The sequence below is a fragment of the Nonomuraea sp. NPDC050783 genome (genome assembly GCF_040802095.1).
In the GTDB taxonomy this organism is placed as follows: domain Bacteria; phylum Actinomycetota; class Actinomycetes; order Streptosporangiales; family Streptosporangiaceae; genus Nonomuraea.
The window spans coordinates 26,725-41,546 of record NZ_JBFAHK010000010.1; the positions used below are offsets into that span (position 1 = coordinate 26,725).

12 protein-coding genes are annotated in these 14,822 nt (G+C 77.4%); 7 read left to right on the top strand and 5 right to left on the bottom strand.

Annotated elements, in window-relative coordinates; all coding sequences use genetic code 11:
* Positions 1-132: 132 nt before the first annotated feature.
* The 3 genes from AB0H75_RS26025 to AB0H75_RS26035 are packed head-to-tail and all read left to right on the top strand — an operon-like array spanning position 133 to position 2,225.
* Positions 133-384 carry an acyl carrier protein gene (locus AB0H75_RS26025; protein WP_367800322.1) on the top strand — a complete coding sequence of 84 codons (252 nt, stop codon included), beginning with the start codon at positions 133-135 and terminating at the stop codon, positions 382-384.
* On the top strand, positions 381-1,622 hold the full coding sequence (locus AB0H75_RS26030; protein WP_367800323.1) for a beta-ketoacyl synthase: 1,242 nt from the start codon (positions 381-383) through the stop codon (positions 1,620-1,622). Before AB0H75_RS26025 ends, AB0H75_RS26030 begins: the two co-directional genes overlap by 4 nt.
* Positions 1,623-1,640: 18 nt before the next feature.
* Positions 1,641-2,225: a hypothetical protein gene (locus AB0H75_RS26035; protein WP_367800324.1), complete on the top strand. Its 585-nt coding sequence runs from the start codon at positions 1,641-1,643 to the stop codon at positions 2,223-2,225.
* A 38-nt stretch (positions 2,226-2,263) separates the two neighbouring features.
* On the opposite strand, the gene AB0H75_RS26040 is transcribed toward AB0H75_RS26035, so the two are convergent.
* A complete protein-coding gene (locus AB0H75_RS26040) occupies positions 2,264-2,527 on the bottom strand; it encodes a hypothetical protein (protein ID WP_367800325.1) in 264 nt (87 codons plus the stop codon).
* Positions 2,528-2,623: 96 nt separating this feature from the next.
* Between AB0H75_RS26040 and AB0H75_RS26045 the strand changes: the two genes are divergently transcribed.
* Genes AB0H75_RS26045 through AB0H75_RS26055 form a run of 3 tightly spaced genes read left to right on the top strand, consistent with a single transcriptional unit; the run spans position 2,624 to position 6,334 of the window.
* On the top strand, positions 2,624-4,405 hold the full coding sequence (locus tag AB0H75_RS26045) for a fatty acid CoA ligase family protein (protein ID WP_367800326.1): 1,782 nt from the start codon (positions 2,624-2,626) through the stop codon (positions 4,403-4,405).
* A complete protein-coding gene (locus AB0H75_RS26050) occupies positions 4,402-5,400 on the top strand; it encodes an NAD-dependent epimerase/dehydratase family protein (protein ID WP_367800328.1) in 999 nt (332 codons plus the stop codon). The genes AB0H75_RS26045 and AB0H75_RS26050 overlap by 4 nt, the downstream gene beginning before the upstream one ends.
* 7 nt (positions 5,401-5,407) lie before the next feature.
* Positions 5,408-6,334: an alpha/beta fold hydrolase gene (locus AB0H75_RS26055; protein WP_367800330.1), complete on the top strand. Its 927-nt coding sequence runs from the start codon at positions 5,408-5,410 to the stop codon at positions 6,332-6,334.
* Here the strand turns inward: AB0H75_RS26055 and AB0H75_RS26060 are convergent.
* On the bottom strand, positions 6,271-8,487 hold the full coding sequence (locus tag AB0H75_RS26060) for an MMPL family transporter (RefSeq protein WP_367800332.1): 2,217 nt from the start codon (positions 8,485-8,487) through the stop codon (positions 6,271-6,273). The genes AB0H75_RS26055 and AB0H75_RS26060 overlap by 64 nt on opposite strands.
* Positions 8,488-8,671: 184 nt before the next feature.
* Between AB0H75_RS26060 and AB0H75_RS26065 the strand changes: the two genes are divergently transcribed.
* A complete protein-coding gene (locus AB0H75_RS26065) occupies positions 8,672-9,493 on the top strand; it encodes a glycerophosphodiester phosphodiesterase (RefSeq protein WP_367800334.1) in 822 nt (273 codons plus the stop codon).
* A 99-nt stretch (positions 9,494-9,592) separates the two neighbouring features.
* On the opposite strand, the gene AB0H75_RS26070 is transcribed toward AB0H75_RS26065, so the two are convergent.
* The 3 genes from AB0H75_RS26070 to AB0H75_RS26080 all read right to left on the bottom strand — a co-directional run bounded on the left by AB0H75_RS26070 (position 9,593) and on the right by AB0H75_RS26080 (position 14,719).
* Positions 9,593-13,252, bottom strand: coding sequence for a hypothetical protein (locus AB0H75_RS26070; RefSeq protein ID WP_367800336.1), 3,660 nt, complete (start codon positions 13,250-13,252; stop codon positions 9,593-9,595).
* A 100-nt stretch (positions 13,253-13,352) separates the two neighbouring features.
* The gene (locus AB0H75_RS26075; RefSeq protein WP_367800337.1) at positions 13,353-13,820 is read right to left on the bottom strand and encodes a hypothetical protein; all 468 of its coding nucleotides are present in this window, start codon (positions 13,818-13,820) and stop codon (positions 13,353-13,355) included.
* Between the two features lie 149 nt (positions 13,821-13,969).
* Complete coding sequence (locus AB0H75_RS26080) at positions 13,970-14,719, bottom strand: DeoR/GlpR family DNA-binding transcription regulator (protein ID WP_367800339.1); 750 nt, start codon at positions 14,717-14,719, stop codon at positions 13,970-13,972.
* Between the last annotated feature and the right edge of the window lie 103 nt (positions 14,720-14,822).

Sequence of the window (14,822 nt, forward strand, 5' to 3'; positions counted from 1 at the left end):
GCGAACCGGCGGACGGGCAAGTTTGGTCAATTCCTTAACGGCGGACGTCGCGTCACAAGTGATCATCTTTCCTGCCATCAGCGAGGCTAGGCGGCACGACCACCATGACGACCTGCGTGAGAGGACCCGGGCGTGAGCGACGAAGAGATCCTGGCGGTGGTGCGCGAGCACTGCGCGAGCATCCTGAAGGTCGACCCGAGCAGGGTGACCGAGGACGCGCGGCTGCGCGAGGACCTGGAGGCCGACAGCCTGGACCTGGCCGAACTGCACGTCACGCTGGAGGACGAGTGGGGGCCGCTGCCGCGCGAGGCCCTCGCCGACGTCCGCACCGTGGGCGACGTGCTGGCCAAGGCCCGCGAGCTGGCCGCGGAGCGGCTGGGATGAGCGCGCGGGCGTCCCGGGAGGCGCGGGCGCGGGTCGCCGTGACCGGGCTGGGCGTGCGCACGCCGGCCGGCGGGCACCCCAAGGAGCTGTGGAACGCGCTGCTGGCCGGCCGCTCCACCGCGCGCCGCATCACCTCCTTCGACACCGAAGGGCTGGGCGTCGGGTTCGCCTGCGAGGTGCCCGAGCTGGACGTCGAGGCGTACCTGACGCCCAAGCAGGCCGCCCGCCTGGACCGCGTGTCCCAGCTCGGGGTGTGCGCGGCCGCCGACGCGCTGGACGACGCCGGGCCGGTGCGGGCGCCGGCCGAGCGGCAGGCGGTGGTGACCGGCAGCGGCTTCGGCGGCGTCCTCACCTACGAGGGTGTGTTCCGCGACGCGCGCACGGGCCGCGGCAACCCCGGCCCGCTGCACGTACCGATGATCATGCACAACGCGCTCGCGGCCGCGATCAGCATCCGCCACCGGATCCTGGGCCCCAGCCTGTCGGTGGCCACCGCGTGCGCGTCGGGCGCGCACGCCATCGCCGAGGCCGCCCGGCTGGTCCGGGACGGCACCGCCGACCTGGTCGTCGCGGGCGGCGCCGAGGCGTCCATCACGCCGACCGTGCTGCTGGCCTTCCACCGCTGCGGCGCCCTGTCGCAGCGCAACGACGCGCCGGAGACCGCCAGCCGGCCCTTCGACCGCGACCGCGACGGGTTCGTGCTGGCCGAGGGGGCCGCGTTCGTCGTCCTGGAGAACCTGGAGCACGCGCTGGCCCGCGACGCCCGCGTCTACGGCGAGCTGTCCGGCCTCGGGTTCTCCTCCGACGCCCACCACATCACCGCGCCGCCGGAGGACGGCGAGGGAGCCGCCCGCTGCATGCGCGCCGCCCTCGCCGACGCCGCGCTCACGCCGGGCGAGATCGCGCACGTCAACGCGCACGGCAGCAGCACCCCGCTCAACGACCTGGCCGAGGCCAGGGCGATCAAGGAAGTGTTCGGGCCGGTACGGGTGCCGGTGACCTCCACCAAGGGGGTGACCGGTCACGCCATCGGGGCCGCCGGGGCCATCGAGGCCGTGGCCGCCGTGCTGGCGCTGAACGAGCTGGCCGTCCCGCCCACCGCCAACCTGGGCGAGCCGGACCCGCGCTGCGACATCGACGTCGTCGCCGAGGTGCGGCCCATGCCGCCGGGGCCGGTGATGTCCAACTCCTTCGGCTTCGGCGGCCACAACGCCACCCTGATCTTCTCGCCACTCTGACCCGACCAAGGAGCCACCGTGCGCACCCGCGTTCTCGCCGCCGCCTTCTGCACCGCCGTGCTCGCCGGCCCGCCCGCCGTCGCCGACGCCGGGCCGTCGCCGGCCGACACGATGGGCAAGTTCTGCATCCGCGTCCCCGTGCACACCATCGCCCAGGTCTTCGCCGCCTTCCTCGGCGCGGCCGCCGCGAGCGGCCGGGCGGCGATCGCCTCGGCCCAGGCCACGGCCGCCGCGCCGGGGACGGCGGGCACGGACGTGACCGCCACGGGCGCGGCGGAGGGCGATGTGGAGGGCGACGCGGAGGACGCGGTCGCGGATCCGGCCACGGAGCCGGGCCCGGAGTCGGCGACGGGGTCGGGCCCGGAGTCGGCCACGGAGTCGGCCACGGAGTCGGGCCGGGGCCCGGGCGCGGATGCTGCTACGGCGAGCGGCGGCGCGGGCGCGGGCGCCGCTACGGCGAGCGGCGGCGCGGGCGCGGGCGCCGCTACGGCGAGCGGCGGCGCGGCCGGGGCTCAGCAGGCCGGGAACGTCCCGTTCGGGCTGCCGTTCCTCGGCGCGAGCCTGCCGGACGACGTGCCCGTCTTCGAGGCCGCGCCCTGCTGAGCGGGGCCCCGCCGACGGGCCCGCCGGGCCCAGGGCGGTCAGCCGAGGCCGGCCACCGGCCTGCCGTGGTAGGTGCCGCCGAAGCAGGTCAGCAGCGTGGGGCTGCTGGGGCTGGGCAGCGGGACGCCGGTGCCCACCGCACAGGTCGCCGCGGACACGGTACCTCCGGGCATCGGGCCCGGAGGCAAGGGGCCGGCGGCGGGCACGGGCTCGGCCTGGGCCGGCCCGGCCACGGCGAGCGGTAGCACGGCCGTGGCCGCTCCCGCGGCGATGACGGCGATGACGGTGGTGATTCGGCTCATGTCTCGGCTCCAGTCACTTACAGTTAGTTATCACTACATATAGCTACCGTGCGGCGGATCACCCAAAACGCAGCACACCGAGAGGGAGTGAGGTCGATGCGCGCCCAGCTCTTCGACGTCGTGGCGATGACCGGCCGCTGGGCGCACGCCCGGCCCGACGCCGCCGCCTGCCGCATCGACGGCCGCCGCGGCGCCGAGACGCTCACGTACGCGGGCCTGGAGGACCTCATCGGCCGCACCGCGGCGGCCCTGGAGCGCGCGGGAGTGGGTGCCGGGACGACGGCCGCGGTCATGGTGCCGCCGGGGCGGGAGCTGGTCGCGCTGATCATGGCCCTGCTCCGGCTGCGGGCCGTGCCCGTGCTGGTCGATCCGGGGCTCGACGCGCGTGCCATCGGAGCGTGCCTCGCGGAGGCCGCCCCGCAGGCGTTCATCGGGGTGCCCCGCGCCCATCTCGCGCGGGTGCTGCTGGGCTGGGCCCGCGGCAGCGTGCGTACCACGATCACGGTCGGCACCCGCCCGCTGTGGCTGGCCCGCGCCACCAGCCGCCCGGCCCCCCTGTGGCACGCCCGCACGGCACCGGGCCGCCCCGCCCCCCGCCCCGCCCCCCGTTCCGCCGCCCGTTCCGCCGCTCACCCCGCCGCTCACCCCGCCGCTCACCCCGCCGCTCACCCCGCCGCTCACCCCGCCGCTCACCCCGCCGCTCACCCCGCTCCGGGCGGTGAGGACCTGGCGCTCGTCGCCTTCACCTCCGGCTCCACCGGCGCCCCCAAGGGGGTGCCCTTCCGGCACCGGCACCTGGCCGGGCAGACCGGGCTGCTGGCGCACCTGGGCGGCCTGGCGCCCGGCGCCACCGTCTACTCCACGTTCCTGCCGTTCGCGATCGCCGCGCCCTCGCTCGGCTGCGTCTCCGTCATCCCCCGCCTGGACCCGCGCCGCCCCGATCGGGCCGACCCCGCCGTCATGGCCGAGTCGATCCGCGCGCACCGCGTCACCGCCCTGTTCGCCGCGCCCGCCCTGCTGGACCGGCTCGCCCGCCACTGCGCGGCCCGCGGCCTGCGGCTGGACACCGTCGAGACGGTGCTCACGGCGGGCGCGCCGCTGCCCCACGAGGTGCTGCGGCGGGCCCTGCGGTGCCTGCCCGAGCACGCCCGGGTGCTGTCGGTGTACGGGGCCACCGAGTGCCTGCTGGTCAGCGCGGCGGACGCGGCCGAGCTCGCCGCGACCGCCGCCGCCACCGCCGGCGGCGCGGGCACCTGCCTGGGCTCGCCGCTGCCGGGCAACCGGGTCCGCCTCGTCACCGTCACCGACGAGCCCGTCCCGCGCTGGTCGGACGACCTGCTGGTGCCGCCGGGGACCGTCGGGGAGATCACCGTGGCCGGGCCGGCGGTCAGCGACCCGTACCTCGGCCGCCCGGACGACACGGGCCTGGCCCGCATCGACGACGCCGGCACGCCCGTGCACCGGATGGGCGACCTGGGCTGGCAGGACGACCAGGGCCGCCTGTGGTTCGCCGGGCGCAAGAGCGAGCGGGTCCGCACCGCCGGCGGCGACCTGTACACCGACCGGATCGAGCCGGTGCTCAACGGCCTGCCCGGGGTGCGCCGCACCGCCCTCGTGGGGGTGGGGCCGGCGGGCCGCCAGCGGGCGGTGCTCTGCGTGGAGTGCGAGCCCGGCGCCTCCCGGCGCGAGCGCCGCGAGACCGTCGAGCGGGTCCGCGCGCACGCCCCGGCCACCGTCGCCGAGGTCCTCCCGCACCCCGGCTTCCCGATGGACGTCCGCCACGCCAGCAAGATCCGCCGCTCCCTGCTGTCCCGCTGGGCCACGCGGAAGCTGGAGAGACCCCGGGCCGCCCGCGAGCCGGAGGAGGGCGGGCGGTGAGGGTGCTCGTGACCGGGGGCGGCGGGTTCCTGGGGGCGGCCGTGTGCCGGATGCTCGCCGAGCGCGGCGACCAGGTGACCGCGTTCCAGCGCCGCCCGCACCCCGTCCTGGACGCGTACGGCGTCCGCCAGCGCGCCGGGGACGTCCGCGACCCCGGCCGCGTGCGCGCCGCCGTGGCCGGGCACGACGCCGTCGTCCACTGCGCCGCCCTGGCCGGCCTGTGGGGCGCCGCCCGCGACTTCCGCGCCGTCAACGTCAACGGCACGGCGAACGTGATCGACGCCTGCCTGCGCGCCGGGGTCACCCGCCTGGTCCACGTCTCCTCGCCCAGCGTCGTCCACGACGGCGACGACCTGGAGGGCGTGGACGAGTCCGCCCCGTACGCCCGCCGCTTCCTCGCCCCCTACCCCGCGTCCAAGGCGGCGGCCGAGCGCCTGGTGCTGGCCGCCGACGGCGAGCGGCTGGCCACCGTCGCGGTGCGGCCGCACCTCATCTGGGGTCCCGGCGACCCGCACTTCCTGCCGAGGTTCGCCGGGCAGGCGCGGCGCGGCCGGCTGCTGCTGCCCCGCGCCCCCGGCAAGCTCGTGGACACCGTCTACATCGACAACGCGGCCGAGGCGTGCCTCCTGGCGCTGGACGCGCTGGCCCCCGGCGGCCCGGCCGCCGGCCGCGCCTACTTCGTCGCCCAGGACGAGCCGGTCCCGATCGTGCAGTGGATCAACGGCCTCCTGGCCGCCGCGGGCCTCGGCCCGGTCCGGCCGCGGGTGCCCGCCGGGCTGGCCCGGCTGGCGGCCGGAGCGGTCGAGCACGCCTGCCGGCTCGTCCGGGCGCGTCCGCCGCTCACCCGGCTCGCGGCGGTGCAGGCCACCACGTCCCATTGGTTCGACCTGTCGGCCGCCCGCCGCGACCTCGGCTACGTGCCGCGCGTCACCATGGCCGAGGGCCTGTCGAGGCTGGCCGCCCACCTGTCGGCCGCCCCGCTGGACGAGAGCTGAGGCCACCGTGCCCGACCCGCGCGCGACGACGCCCGCCCTGCCCGGCTACCCGTTCGCCTCCCGCTACTTCGGCCGCGCCGGCCTGCGCCAGCACTACGTGGACGAGGGCGAGGGCGCGCCGGTGCTCATGCTGCACGGCAACCCGTCGTGGAGCTACCTGTACCGGCGGCTGATCCTGGCGCTGCGCGGCGAGCACCGCTGCGTCGCGCCGGACCACCTCGGCATGGGCCTGTCGGACAAGCCCGGCGAGGACCGCTACGCCTACACCCTCGCCTCCCGCGTCGCCGACCTGGACGCGCTGACCGCCCACCTCGTCGCCGACCGGGGCGTCCAGGACCGCGGCTGGACGCTGGTGATGCACGACTGGGGCGGCCCGATCGGCATGGCCTGGGCCGCCCGCCATCCCGGGCGGGTGGCCCGCCTGGTCGTACTCAACACCGCCGCCTTCCCCAACCCGCACGGCGAGCGGGTCAGACCGGCGCTGCGGCTGCCGTTCTGGCTGCTGCGCGAGACCGGGGTGGGCGAGCGGCTGTTCCTGCGCCACCACGCCTTCGCGCGGCTGGCGACGCTGCCGCCGTTCGGGGTGCGCCGCCGGCTGCCCAGGGACGTGCGCGCCGCCTTCCTGGCCCCCGGCGGCGATCCGGGGCACCGGGTGGCCGTCCGGCGCTTCGTCCAGGACATCCCGCTCGGCCCGGCCGACCGCGCCTGGCCGCTGCTGCGGCAGGCCGGGGACGGCCTCGGCGCGTTCGCCGATCGGCCGGCGCTGATCGGCTGGGGGCTGCGCGACCCGGTCTTCGACCCCGCCGTGCTGCGCGAGTGGCGCCGCCGCCTGCCGCACGCCGAGGTGCACGCCTTCCGCGACGCCGGCCACTACGTGCTGGAGGACGTACACGACCGGCTCGTCCCGGCGATCGCCGCCTTCCTGCGCCGCTGATCGCCCGGCAGCCACCAGTTGCGGTGCCCGAGCAGCCGCATCAGGGCCGGGACGAGCACCATGCGGATCACGGTGGCGTCCAGGACGATCGCGACGGCCACGGCGAAGCCGCCCTGCTGGAAGTCCAGCCGCCGGGTGAACAGCAGCCCGGAGAACGTGACGGCCATGATCGCCGCCGCCAGCGTGATGGGACGCGCCGTGTGCCGCAGCCCGTGCAGCACCGCGGCCGTGTTGTCGCCGGTGCGGCGGTAGTGCTCGTGGATGCGGTGGACGAGGAAGACCTCGTAGTCCAGCGACAGGCCGAAGACGACGGTGAAGATGATCAGCGGCAGCAGGGCGTTGACGTCCGGCGAGCGGCCGGTGTCCTGGAAGGCGAGGGTGAGCAGGCCGAAGGCGGCGCAGACGCACAGCAGGTTCATCGCGACGGCCTTGAGCGGGATCAGCAGGCTGCGGAAGGTGACCAGCAGCAGCGCGAACGAGGCCAGCAGGACCACCAGGAGCACCTGCCACAGCCCGGCCAGCGAGGCCGCGGCCAGGTCGGCCAGCCGCGCCGCCGGGCCGGTGGCCAGGACCCGCTGCCCCTCCGGCAGCAGGCGGGCGGCCAGGGCGTGCACGTCCCGCTGGACGGCGACCGCCGCGTCACCGTCCGGGGCGCAGCGGTCGGCGACCAGCATGAGGGTGAGGTCACGGCCGTTGTCGAACGCGGTCACCAGCGACACCCTGGGGTCCGCCCGCAGCGCGGCGGCCAGCGCGGTGGTGTCCACCGGGGGCGCGCCGGGCGGGTGCGGCAGGGCCAGGTCGGTCACGCCCGCCACGCCGTCCTTCTCCAGCCGGGCCAGCCCGGCACCGATGTCGGTGCCGGTCAGCGTGTCGCGGTCGTAGTGCAGGCCCACCCGCAGGTGCAGCACCGGTACGGCGGCCAGGAGCAACAGTGCGGTGGCCGCGGCCGCGTACCGGGCGGGGTGGCGCATCAGGTGCCCGGCGCAGCGCAGCCAGGCGGGCGGCCGGTCGGCGTCCCGGCCGGGCCGCCGCCAGGGCAGCGTGCCCCACTCCAGCCACCGGTCCAGGCGGGGCAGCAGCGCCGGGGCCAGGGTCAGCGCGGCGAGCCCGGTGACGGACGCGGCCAGCATGCCCGCCACCGCCATGGAGTGCGCCCACGGCACGCCGACGATCAGCAGCGCGCAGGAGGTGACGAGGATGGCGAGCGCGCACCACGCCACCGTGCCGCCCGCCGTGGCGGCGGCGTGCGCGGCGGCGGCCCGGGGCGGCCGGCCGGCGCGGCGCGCCTGGCGGTAGCGCAGCAGGACCAGCAGCGTGTAGTCCAGCCCCAGCCCGAGCGCCATCGTGACGGTGTAGGTCAGGACGGTCGAGTCCACGTGCCAGAACCGGGAGGCCAGGGCGAGCACGCCAGTGGCGGTCAGGATCGCCGCGCCGCCCACCAGCAGCGGCACGACGGCCGCGCCGGCCGCGCCCAGCCCGAGCACGAGCAGCAGCACGGCCGGCGGGAGGGTCCTGGTCTCCATCGCCCGCAGGTCGGCCAGGTCGGTGTGGGCGAGCTGGGCGAAGGCGCGGCTGACGCCGAGGATCGTGACGCCGACCGACCCGCCGGACGCCTCCCTGGCGGCCTGCCGCGCCTGCGCGAGCTGGGCGGGCAGGTTGCGCTGCCGGGCGAGCTCGTCGCCGTGCACGCCGGCCAGCACGTACGCGTGCCCGGGCTGCTGGCCGGCGATCGGGGGCAGCGGCAGGAGCGCGCCGACGTCCGGCCGGGCGTCCAGCGCGCGCGTCACCGCGGCCACCGTCCGCTGGAAGGCCGGCTCCCGCGCGGCGAGCGTCGGCGAGTCGAAGGCCAGCATCACCTGCTCGGTGCCCTGCTCGGGGAACGCGCGCGCGATCATGGCCGCGGCCGTCGCGGACTCCGAGCCGGGCACCTCCAGCGAGGGCGGGGTCAGCCGCCCGGTCAGGCCGGGCAGCAGCAGCGCCGAGCCCGCGGCGAGAGCGAGCCACAGGGCGGTGACGAGCCGCCCGTGCCGGGCCGCCCATCGCCCCCACCGGCCGAGCAGCGCCGAGCCGCCCGCCGCGCGCGGGCCGGCGCCGGCCTCCTCGGTGACCGCGCTGCCCGTCGCGGCGACGTCTGTCGCTTTGGTGCCGCTCATGAGCACCAACCCCCGATTGTCACCGTAAGTGAATGATCCACTACTACGCGATAAGGCGGGGGAATTCAACGAGCGCGCGGGCGGCGGCGCGGCGGCTCGCGGCACGGAACGCGGCTCTTGATCATCCGGGCCGCCGCGCATACCCTGCCGTCCGGATCAGTCCACAGACGGGAGCCGCACGTTCATGATCACGAGAACGAGGGCAACGGTGGCGGCCGCGATGACGGCGGCGTTGACGGCGGCCGCGATGACGACCGCGCCGCCCGCCCACGCCGCGCCCGCCCGCGCCGCGTCCGGCGCCGCCGTCGTCTGCCCGCTGCTCTTCGGCCACGGCGGCTACCCGACCGGCGCGAACCCCTGGGAACGCGACCAGGTCCGCCAGCCCAACAACCCCAAGGCGCTCGACGACCAGAAGAGCTGGGGCGCCGACGGCGTGGAGGGCGACGTCCAGCTCACCAAGCAGGGCACCAAGGCCGTCATGTGGCACAACACCTCCACCAACGGCCTGACCGGCGTCAAGCGCAACATCACCGACATCTGGTGGGCCACCGGCAGCGACAGGCTCCAGGGCCGGACCGTCGCGCGCGGCCCGTACACGGGGGAGCGGGTCCACACCCTGCGGGAATGGCTCGACCAGGTGCGCTCCCGCGGCCTGGTCGCCCTGCTGGAGATCAAGCCCGAGGCCAGGCCCGTCCTGTCGAACGCCACGTACGCGGCGGCCGCCTGGAAGGAGATCTCCGACCCGATCAAGGAACGGCAGGCGTCGCAGCGCATCATGGTCTACTCCACGGACTCCTGGATCCAGGCCGAGCTGGCCAGGCGCCACCCCACGCTGCTGAAGGGCGCCCACGCCCGCTGGACCGACAGCGTGGCCTGGGAGGAGCCGCCGCCCGCGTGGAGCGGCAACGCGGCCCGCTGGCAGAGCGTCCTCGGCCAGGCCCCGCCGAGCGTGATGACCAACTACACCAGGGAGTACCGGGCCTGGCTCACGGGCAAGTGCGGCTGACCGGGCGCGGCCGGACCCGCGCCCGCCCCTGAGCCCGTCCCCTGAGCCCGTCCCCTGAGCCCGTCCCCTGAGCCCGTCCCCTGAGCCCGCCGCGCCGGGTCAGGTGGCCGCCCGGGTGTCCCAGGCCTCCTGGCGGACCTCCAGGTGCGGGGAGTCCCGCAGGTCGCGGAGGAGCGCCGGCCACGGGTCCGCCCAGCCGGTGCGCTTCCCGCCCGCCCTGGTCAGCTCGACCGCGAACCACGCCCCGGCCAGGTCGCCCCGGGCCACCAGGCGCCGGACGACCGGCGGCACGGCGTCCGGGGGCACCGGGCGGTCGGCGTACTCGCCGAGCAGCTCGTGCGCGGCCCGCCCGGCCGCATGAGCCGCCAGCACCGGCCGCCCCCGGACCAGCTCGACCACCTCCGACAACGCCTCCCCCCACTCCGCGCCCCCGCAGTCGGCCGGGCCCCCGCAGTCGGCCGCTGCGGCCGGGAGGAGGGCGAGGGCGAGGTGGACGGCCTGGGGGAGCAGGAGCGGGCGGTCGGCGAGCAGCCGCATGGCCTCGCGGGCGAGCCGCGGCCACGGCCCGCCCTCGTCCTGCCACCCGGCGAGCCGTTCGACGACGACCTCGAGGCGCGCCCGCGCCGGCGTCTCCAGGCCCTCGCCGGGCACCGCGTCGGCCAGCCGGGCGAGCACGCCGAGCACCTGGTCACCGATCATCCCGCCGCGCAGCAGGGCCAGGAACACGTCCGTGGCCTCCTCCGGCGCCCGCGGGTCCGCCGCCGCCTCGACGACCTCCCCGAGGTCGCCGCGGTACCAGCGCGCCCACTCCCCGAACGCCTTCGCCCCGCGGAAACGCACTCCCGGCAGGCCGGCGGCCATGAGCAGCCGCCGCACCAGCTCCGCGTACCGGGGCCGGAGGCCCGGGGGGAGGTCCAGCGGATGGGCCTGGAACAACGTCCTGGACATCAGCTCGCCCGCGTACCGGCCGGCGGCCTCCCCGAGCGCCTCCAGGGTCCTGGGGTCCTCGGGCAGGTCGCGCAGGACCGAGGCCACGGCCACCCGCACGTCCCGGTGCAGCCCGGGGTCCGCCCACGCCCGCAGCAGCACGTCCACCGCGCCGGGCGGGCGGTTGCGGCCGAGCTGCCGCGCGGCGAGCTTGCGCAGCGTGACCTTGCCGCCGGGGCCGGTCAGCGCCGCCTCCAGCAACGGCCCCAGCAGCGACGGGGCGACGGCCCGGCAGCAGCGCGCCAGGGCGGCCACCGCCACGTGCGAGGCCGGGCCGCCGGCGTGCCGGAGGAGCAGGGGGACGGCGCGGCCGGGCGCGCCGGCCTCCGCCATCGCGGTGACGGCCGTCTCGGCCAGGACCATGCTCTCCTCCCGGCCGGCGGCCCAGGCGGCGAGCAGGTCCAGCGTCCCTCCGGTCCGCCCGGCCGCCTGGACGGCCGCCGCCCGCACGGCGACGGGCAGCCGCTCGTCACGCACCACCGCGACGAGCCGCCCGCGGACCCGCTCCCGCTGGCCGGGCGTCCACCGCCCGGCGTCCCCGCGAGCGACCGGCGGCACCCACACCCCCTCGGCGAACCGCCCGCCCCGCCCCGGCGTGTCCTCGGCGAATCGCCCGGCCTGCTCCGGCGCGTCTTCGGCGAATCGCCCGGCCTGCTCCGGCGTGTCCTCGGCGAACCGCCTGGCCCGCCCCGGCGCGTCCTCGGCGGCCCGGCCGGGCCGCTCCCCGTCCAGGGCTGCCGGCAGGAGATCCGTGCGCCGGCGTGCCACCGTGCGCCAGACGGCGGGGAGCCGTACGGCGGACGGGTCCTCCTGGACCAGCTCGACGATCCGCGCCTCCCGCTCGCCCGCCGTGGCGGTGTGACCCCCGCCCGGGGCGGCCCGGCGGCGGGCGGGTACGGGAGCCAGCCACAGGGCGGCCGCCTCGCGGGCCAGCGGCACCGGCGCGGTACGCACGGCGGCGCGCAGGTCGCCCTGGAGCTCGACGGACCCGCCCGCGCGCCGGCCGAGCGCCCGGGCGAGCCGCACGGCCAGGGCGAAGTCCTCCCGCTCGCGCGCCGCCCGCAGGTACGGCCGCAACACCGCGAGCAGGTCGTGCTCCTGGCCCGCCCGCAGCACCCGGTCCAGCCGGTACGCCTCCCCGCCCCCGGGGGGGAACCCCCGGCGGCGGTGGCGGTTCTGGGCGGGCGCACCGGCGGGCACCGGACCGAGGCCGTCCGCGCCGTGGCGGGCCACCAGCTTCCCGTACACGCCCATCGCCCACGAGACCAGCCCGGGCGCGGCGGCCGGATCGGCGTGCCGCAGGACCCGCCGCGCCAGCCCCCGCAGCGCCTCCCTGGTCGCCGGCGAGGAGTCCGGCGCCCCGGCCGCCGCCCGGGCCAGGCGTTCCAGCGCTCCGGCGCAGGCGTCGTCGAGCAGCGCGGGCGGCACGTCGTCCCGCACCGCGGCCAGCAGCTCCCCGCGCAGCGGGTCCTGCTCGCCGGCGGTGCGCAGGGCCAGCTCGTCCAGGACCGCGCGCAGCGCCTCCCGGTCCCGGGTGCGGGCGGCGGCGCGCACCAGCAGCGTCCTGGCGAGCCCGCGCCGCCGCGGGTCCCCGCTCAGCGCGGCCTCGCGCAGCACGCCGGCCGCCTCCTCGTACGGCAGGTAGGAGGTGAGCTTCAGCGGCAAGGCGGGGTCGTCCAGCCGGCCGCGGGCCGAGTGCCACACCGAGGCGTGCCAGTCGAGCATGCGCCTGGCCTCCCGCGCCGCCCGCTCGGGAGGCAGCCATTCCAGGAACTCCATCGCCCACAGCCGGGCGGAGCCGCCCCGCCGCGCGGCCATCGCCTCGAAGACCGCGGTCCGGCGGGCGGGCGGCAGCCACCGCAGCACCCTGCCGGGCCGGTGCCGGGTCGCGGCCAGCGCGACGATCTCCTCGTTCGTGGCCGAGCGCAGATGGCGGAGCAGCGCTCCCGACAGCCCTCTCCATCCGGGCCGGGGGTCGCCGAACAACGCCCGCGCGGCCCGCGCGGTGTCCGTCCTGAACAGCGCGTTCAGGACGGAGGCGGGCAGCAGGGGGACGACGTGCCGCAGGTCGTGCCGCTCCAGCAGCTCCAGCATGCGGACCGGCTCGGCCGGCGCGGCGAGCAGCACGCCCGCGCCCCGGCGGCGCCACCAGCTCCACGGGTCCGCGCCAGCCGACAGCTCCTGCCCGGCCGCCGCCATGACCGCGCCCGGATGCCGCGCGGCCAGCGCCGTCCAGGACGTCACCGCGTGCGCGACCTCGGGCAGCCACCGGGCGACGGTCCCGGCGCCGCAGGCCGGCAGCAGCACGGCGGCCTCGCGCGGCCCCCACCGGGCGTGGACGTCCGGCAGCAGGGACTCGGCCAGCGCCTGCCTGCGGGTCTGTACCAGCGTGCGGTGGACGGCGAGCCGCAGCTCGGCGGGCGCGTCCCGGAGCGCGGCGGCCACCGCGGCGTCGGGCACCGGGAGGGTGCGCACGGCGCGCAGGGCGGCGCGCCGCAGCGCCAGGTCCGGCCCGGCGAGCACGTGCTCGACGAAGCCGAGATCGCGGCCCGCCATGGCCAGGTGCAGCGCCGCGCGGCGGGCGTCCCGGCCGCCCGCCGACAGCTCGTCCAGCAGGGCGCGCAGGCGCGGGGTGCCGGCCAGGCGGCGGGCGTGCAGCGCCAGGGCCCGCATGCGGCGCGGGTAGGGGAGGGGTGCGAGGCGCGCGAGCAGCGCCTCTCCGGAGATGCCGATCTCGTGGGCCGGCTCCTCGGCCGACTCCAGGGGCCTCAACGGCCTGGGCGGGGACCGCCCTTTCCACTCGTCATGCCGACGATGGTGACCGATCATGCCCCCGTCGCGCAACTCCGGGCGCGGGGGCTGTGGCGGGTGCTCAGTCGATGCGCTGGCAGATGGTCACGGGCAGGCGGGGCGACCAGGTCCGGGTGACGGCGTCGTACGCCCGCGCGTACCCGTTGGGGCCGCCGGCGCACGGGGCGGCGATCGTCGTGTCCACGTAGACGGCGCCGCCCGGCGTGATCGGGTGCGGGCGGGCGGTCGTCCACGTGGAGAACGCGGAGCGGCCGGTGGTGTACTTGACGGTCACGAAGACGCGGCCGCCGGTCGTGAAGTAGCCGCCGGCGACCTTGAGGTGGCCGGCGAAGGTGTAGGTGAACAGGAAGGGCTGGTTCTGCCGCGAGACGTCAGCGACGGAGGCGGCGGAGGCCGTGGAGGCCGCGGAGGCCGCGGAGGCGGCGGGTGCCGTGGCCGCGCCGGCCGTGGCGGTGCCGAGAGCCGCCGGAGCGCCCAGAGCGGCGATCGCGGCGGTGACGCCGAGCAGGGTGCGGAGGTGATGGTTCATCGCTTCTCCCGGGTGATGGTCCGTCCTGTACGGTGTGTCACCATTGAGCGACGGGCCGCCTGCACCGCGCTTGCACCCCCTTTCAACGCGCTGACGGCCCCGCGTGCAGGGGAGCCGGATCACGAGAACGTGCAGAAACGTGCACGCGGTCAGGGCGCGTGGATCACCGGCACGTCCAGCGCCCGGACCGTGGCGTTGTCGGCGTCGGCGTCGGTGACGAGGCCGGCGACCTCCGCCAGCGGCAGGACGGCGAACCGGGACGCCGCGCCGATCTTCTCCGAGCTGCCCAGCACGTAGGTGTCGGCGGCCTGCCGGGCCAGGGCGCGTTTCATCGCGGCCTCGTCGGCGTCGTCCGTGGTCAGCCCCGTCTCCGGGTGCACGCCTGTCACGCCCAGCAGGAACAGGTCGGCGTTGACGCCGCGGGCCGCCTCCACCGCCGCCGCGCCGCAGGCGACCATCGAGTGCTTGAACAGCCGCCCGCCGATCAGGTAGACCTCCACGTCCTGGTGCCCGGCCAGGGCGCCGGCCACCGTCGGGCTGTGGGTGACGACGGTGGCGCGCAGGTCGGGCGGGAGGGCGCGGGCGACCGCCAGGGCCGTGGTGCCGCCGTCGAGGATCGCGGTGCTGCCGGGCCCGATCAGCGCCGCCGCCGCGGCGGCCACCCGCTGCTTGCCGGTGACCTCGACGCCCTGGCGGGTGGCGTAGTCGGCGATCGCGGGGGAGACGGGCAGCGCGCCGCCGTACACCCGCTGGCACAGGCCGGCCGCCGCGAGGTCGCGCAGGTCGCGGCGGATGCTGTCCTCCGACAGGCCGAGCTCGGCGGCCAGGTCCTTGGCGATGACCCGGCCGTCCCGGCGCAGGCGTTCCAGGAGCAGGTCACGGCGTTGCGCAGCCAGCATGCACGTTTCTCCTTGTTTCTTCCGATTTCTTCGTATTATAGTTCCGTCCCGTGATGATTCTTATCGCGGGTCCCTACCGTTCCGGTACGGGCGACGACCCCGA

Bases quoted from the DNA above. Each gene is read 5' to 3' on its own strand.
- AB0H75_RS26030 (WP_367800323.1), top strand. From the start codon at position 381: ATGAGCGCGCGGGCGTCCCGGGAGGCGCGGGCGCGGGTCGCCGTGACC.
- AB0H75_RS26040 (WP_367800325.1), bottom strand. From the start codon at position 2,527: ATGAGCCGAATCACCACCGTCATCGCCGTCATCGCCGCGGGAGCGGCC.
- AB0H75_RS26045 (WP_367800326.1), top strand. From the start codon at position 2,624: ATGCGCGCCCAGCTCTTCGACGTCGTGGCGATGACCGGCCGCTGGGCG.
- AB0H75_RS26060 (WP_367800332.1), bottom strand. From the start codon at position 8,487: ATGAGCGGCACCAAAGCGACAGACGTCGCCGCGACGGGCAGCGCGGTC.
- AB0H75_RS26065 (WP_367800334.1), top strand. From the start codon at position 8,672: ATGATCACGAGAACGAGGGCAACGGTGGCGGCCGCGATGACGGCGGCG.
- AB0H75_RS26075 (WP_367800337.1), bottom strand. From the start codon at position 13,820: ATGAACCATCACCTCCGCACCCTGCTCGGCGTCACCGCCGCGATCGCC.
- AB0H75_RS26080 (WP_367800339.1), bottom strand. From the start codon at position 14,719: ATGCTGGCTGCGCAACGCCGTGACCTGCTCCTGGAACGCCTGCGCCGG.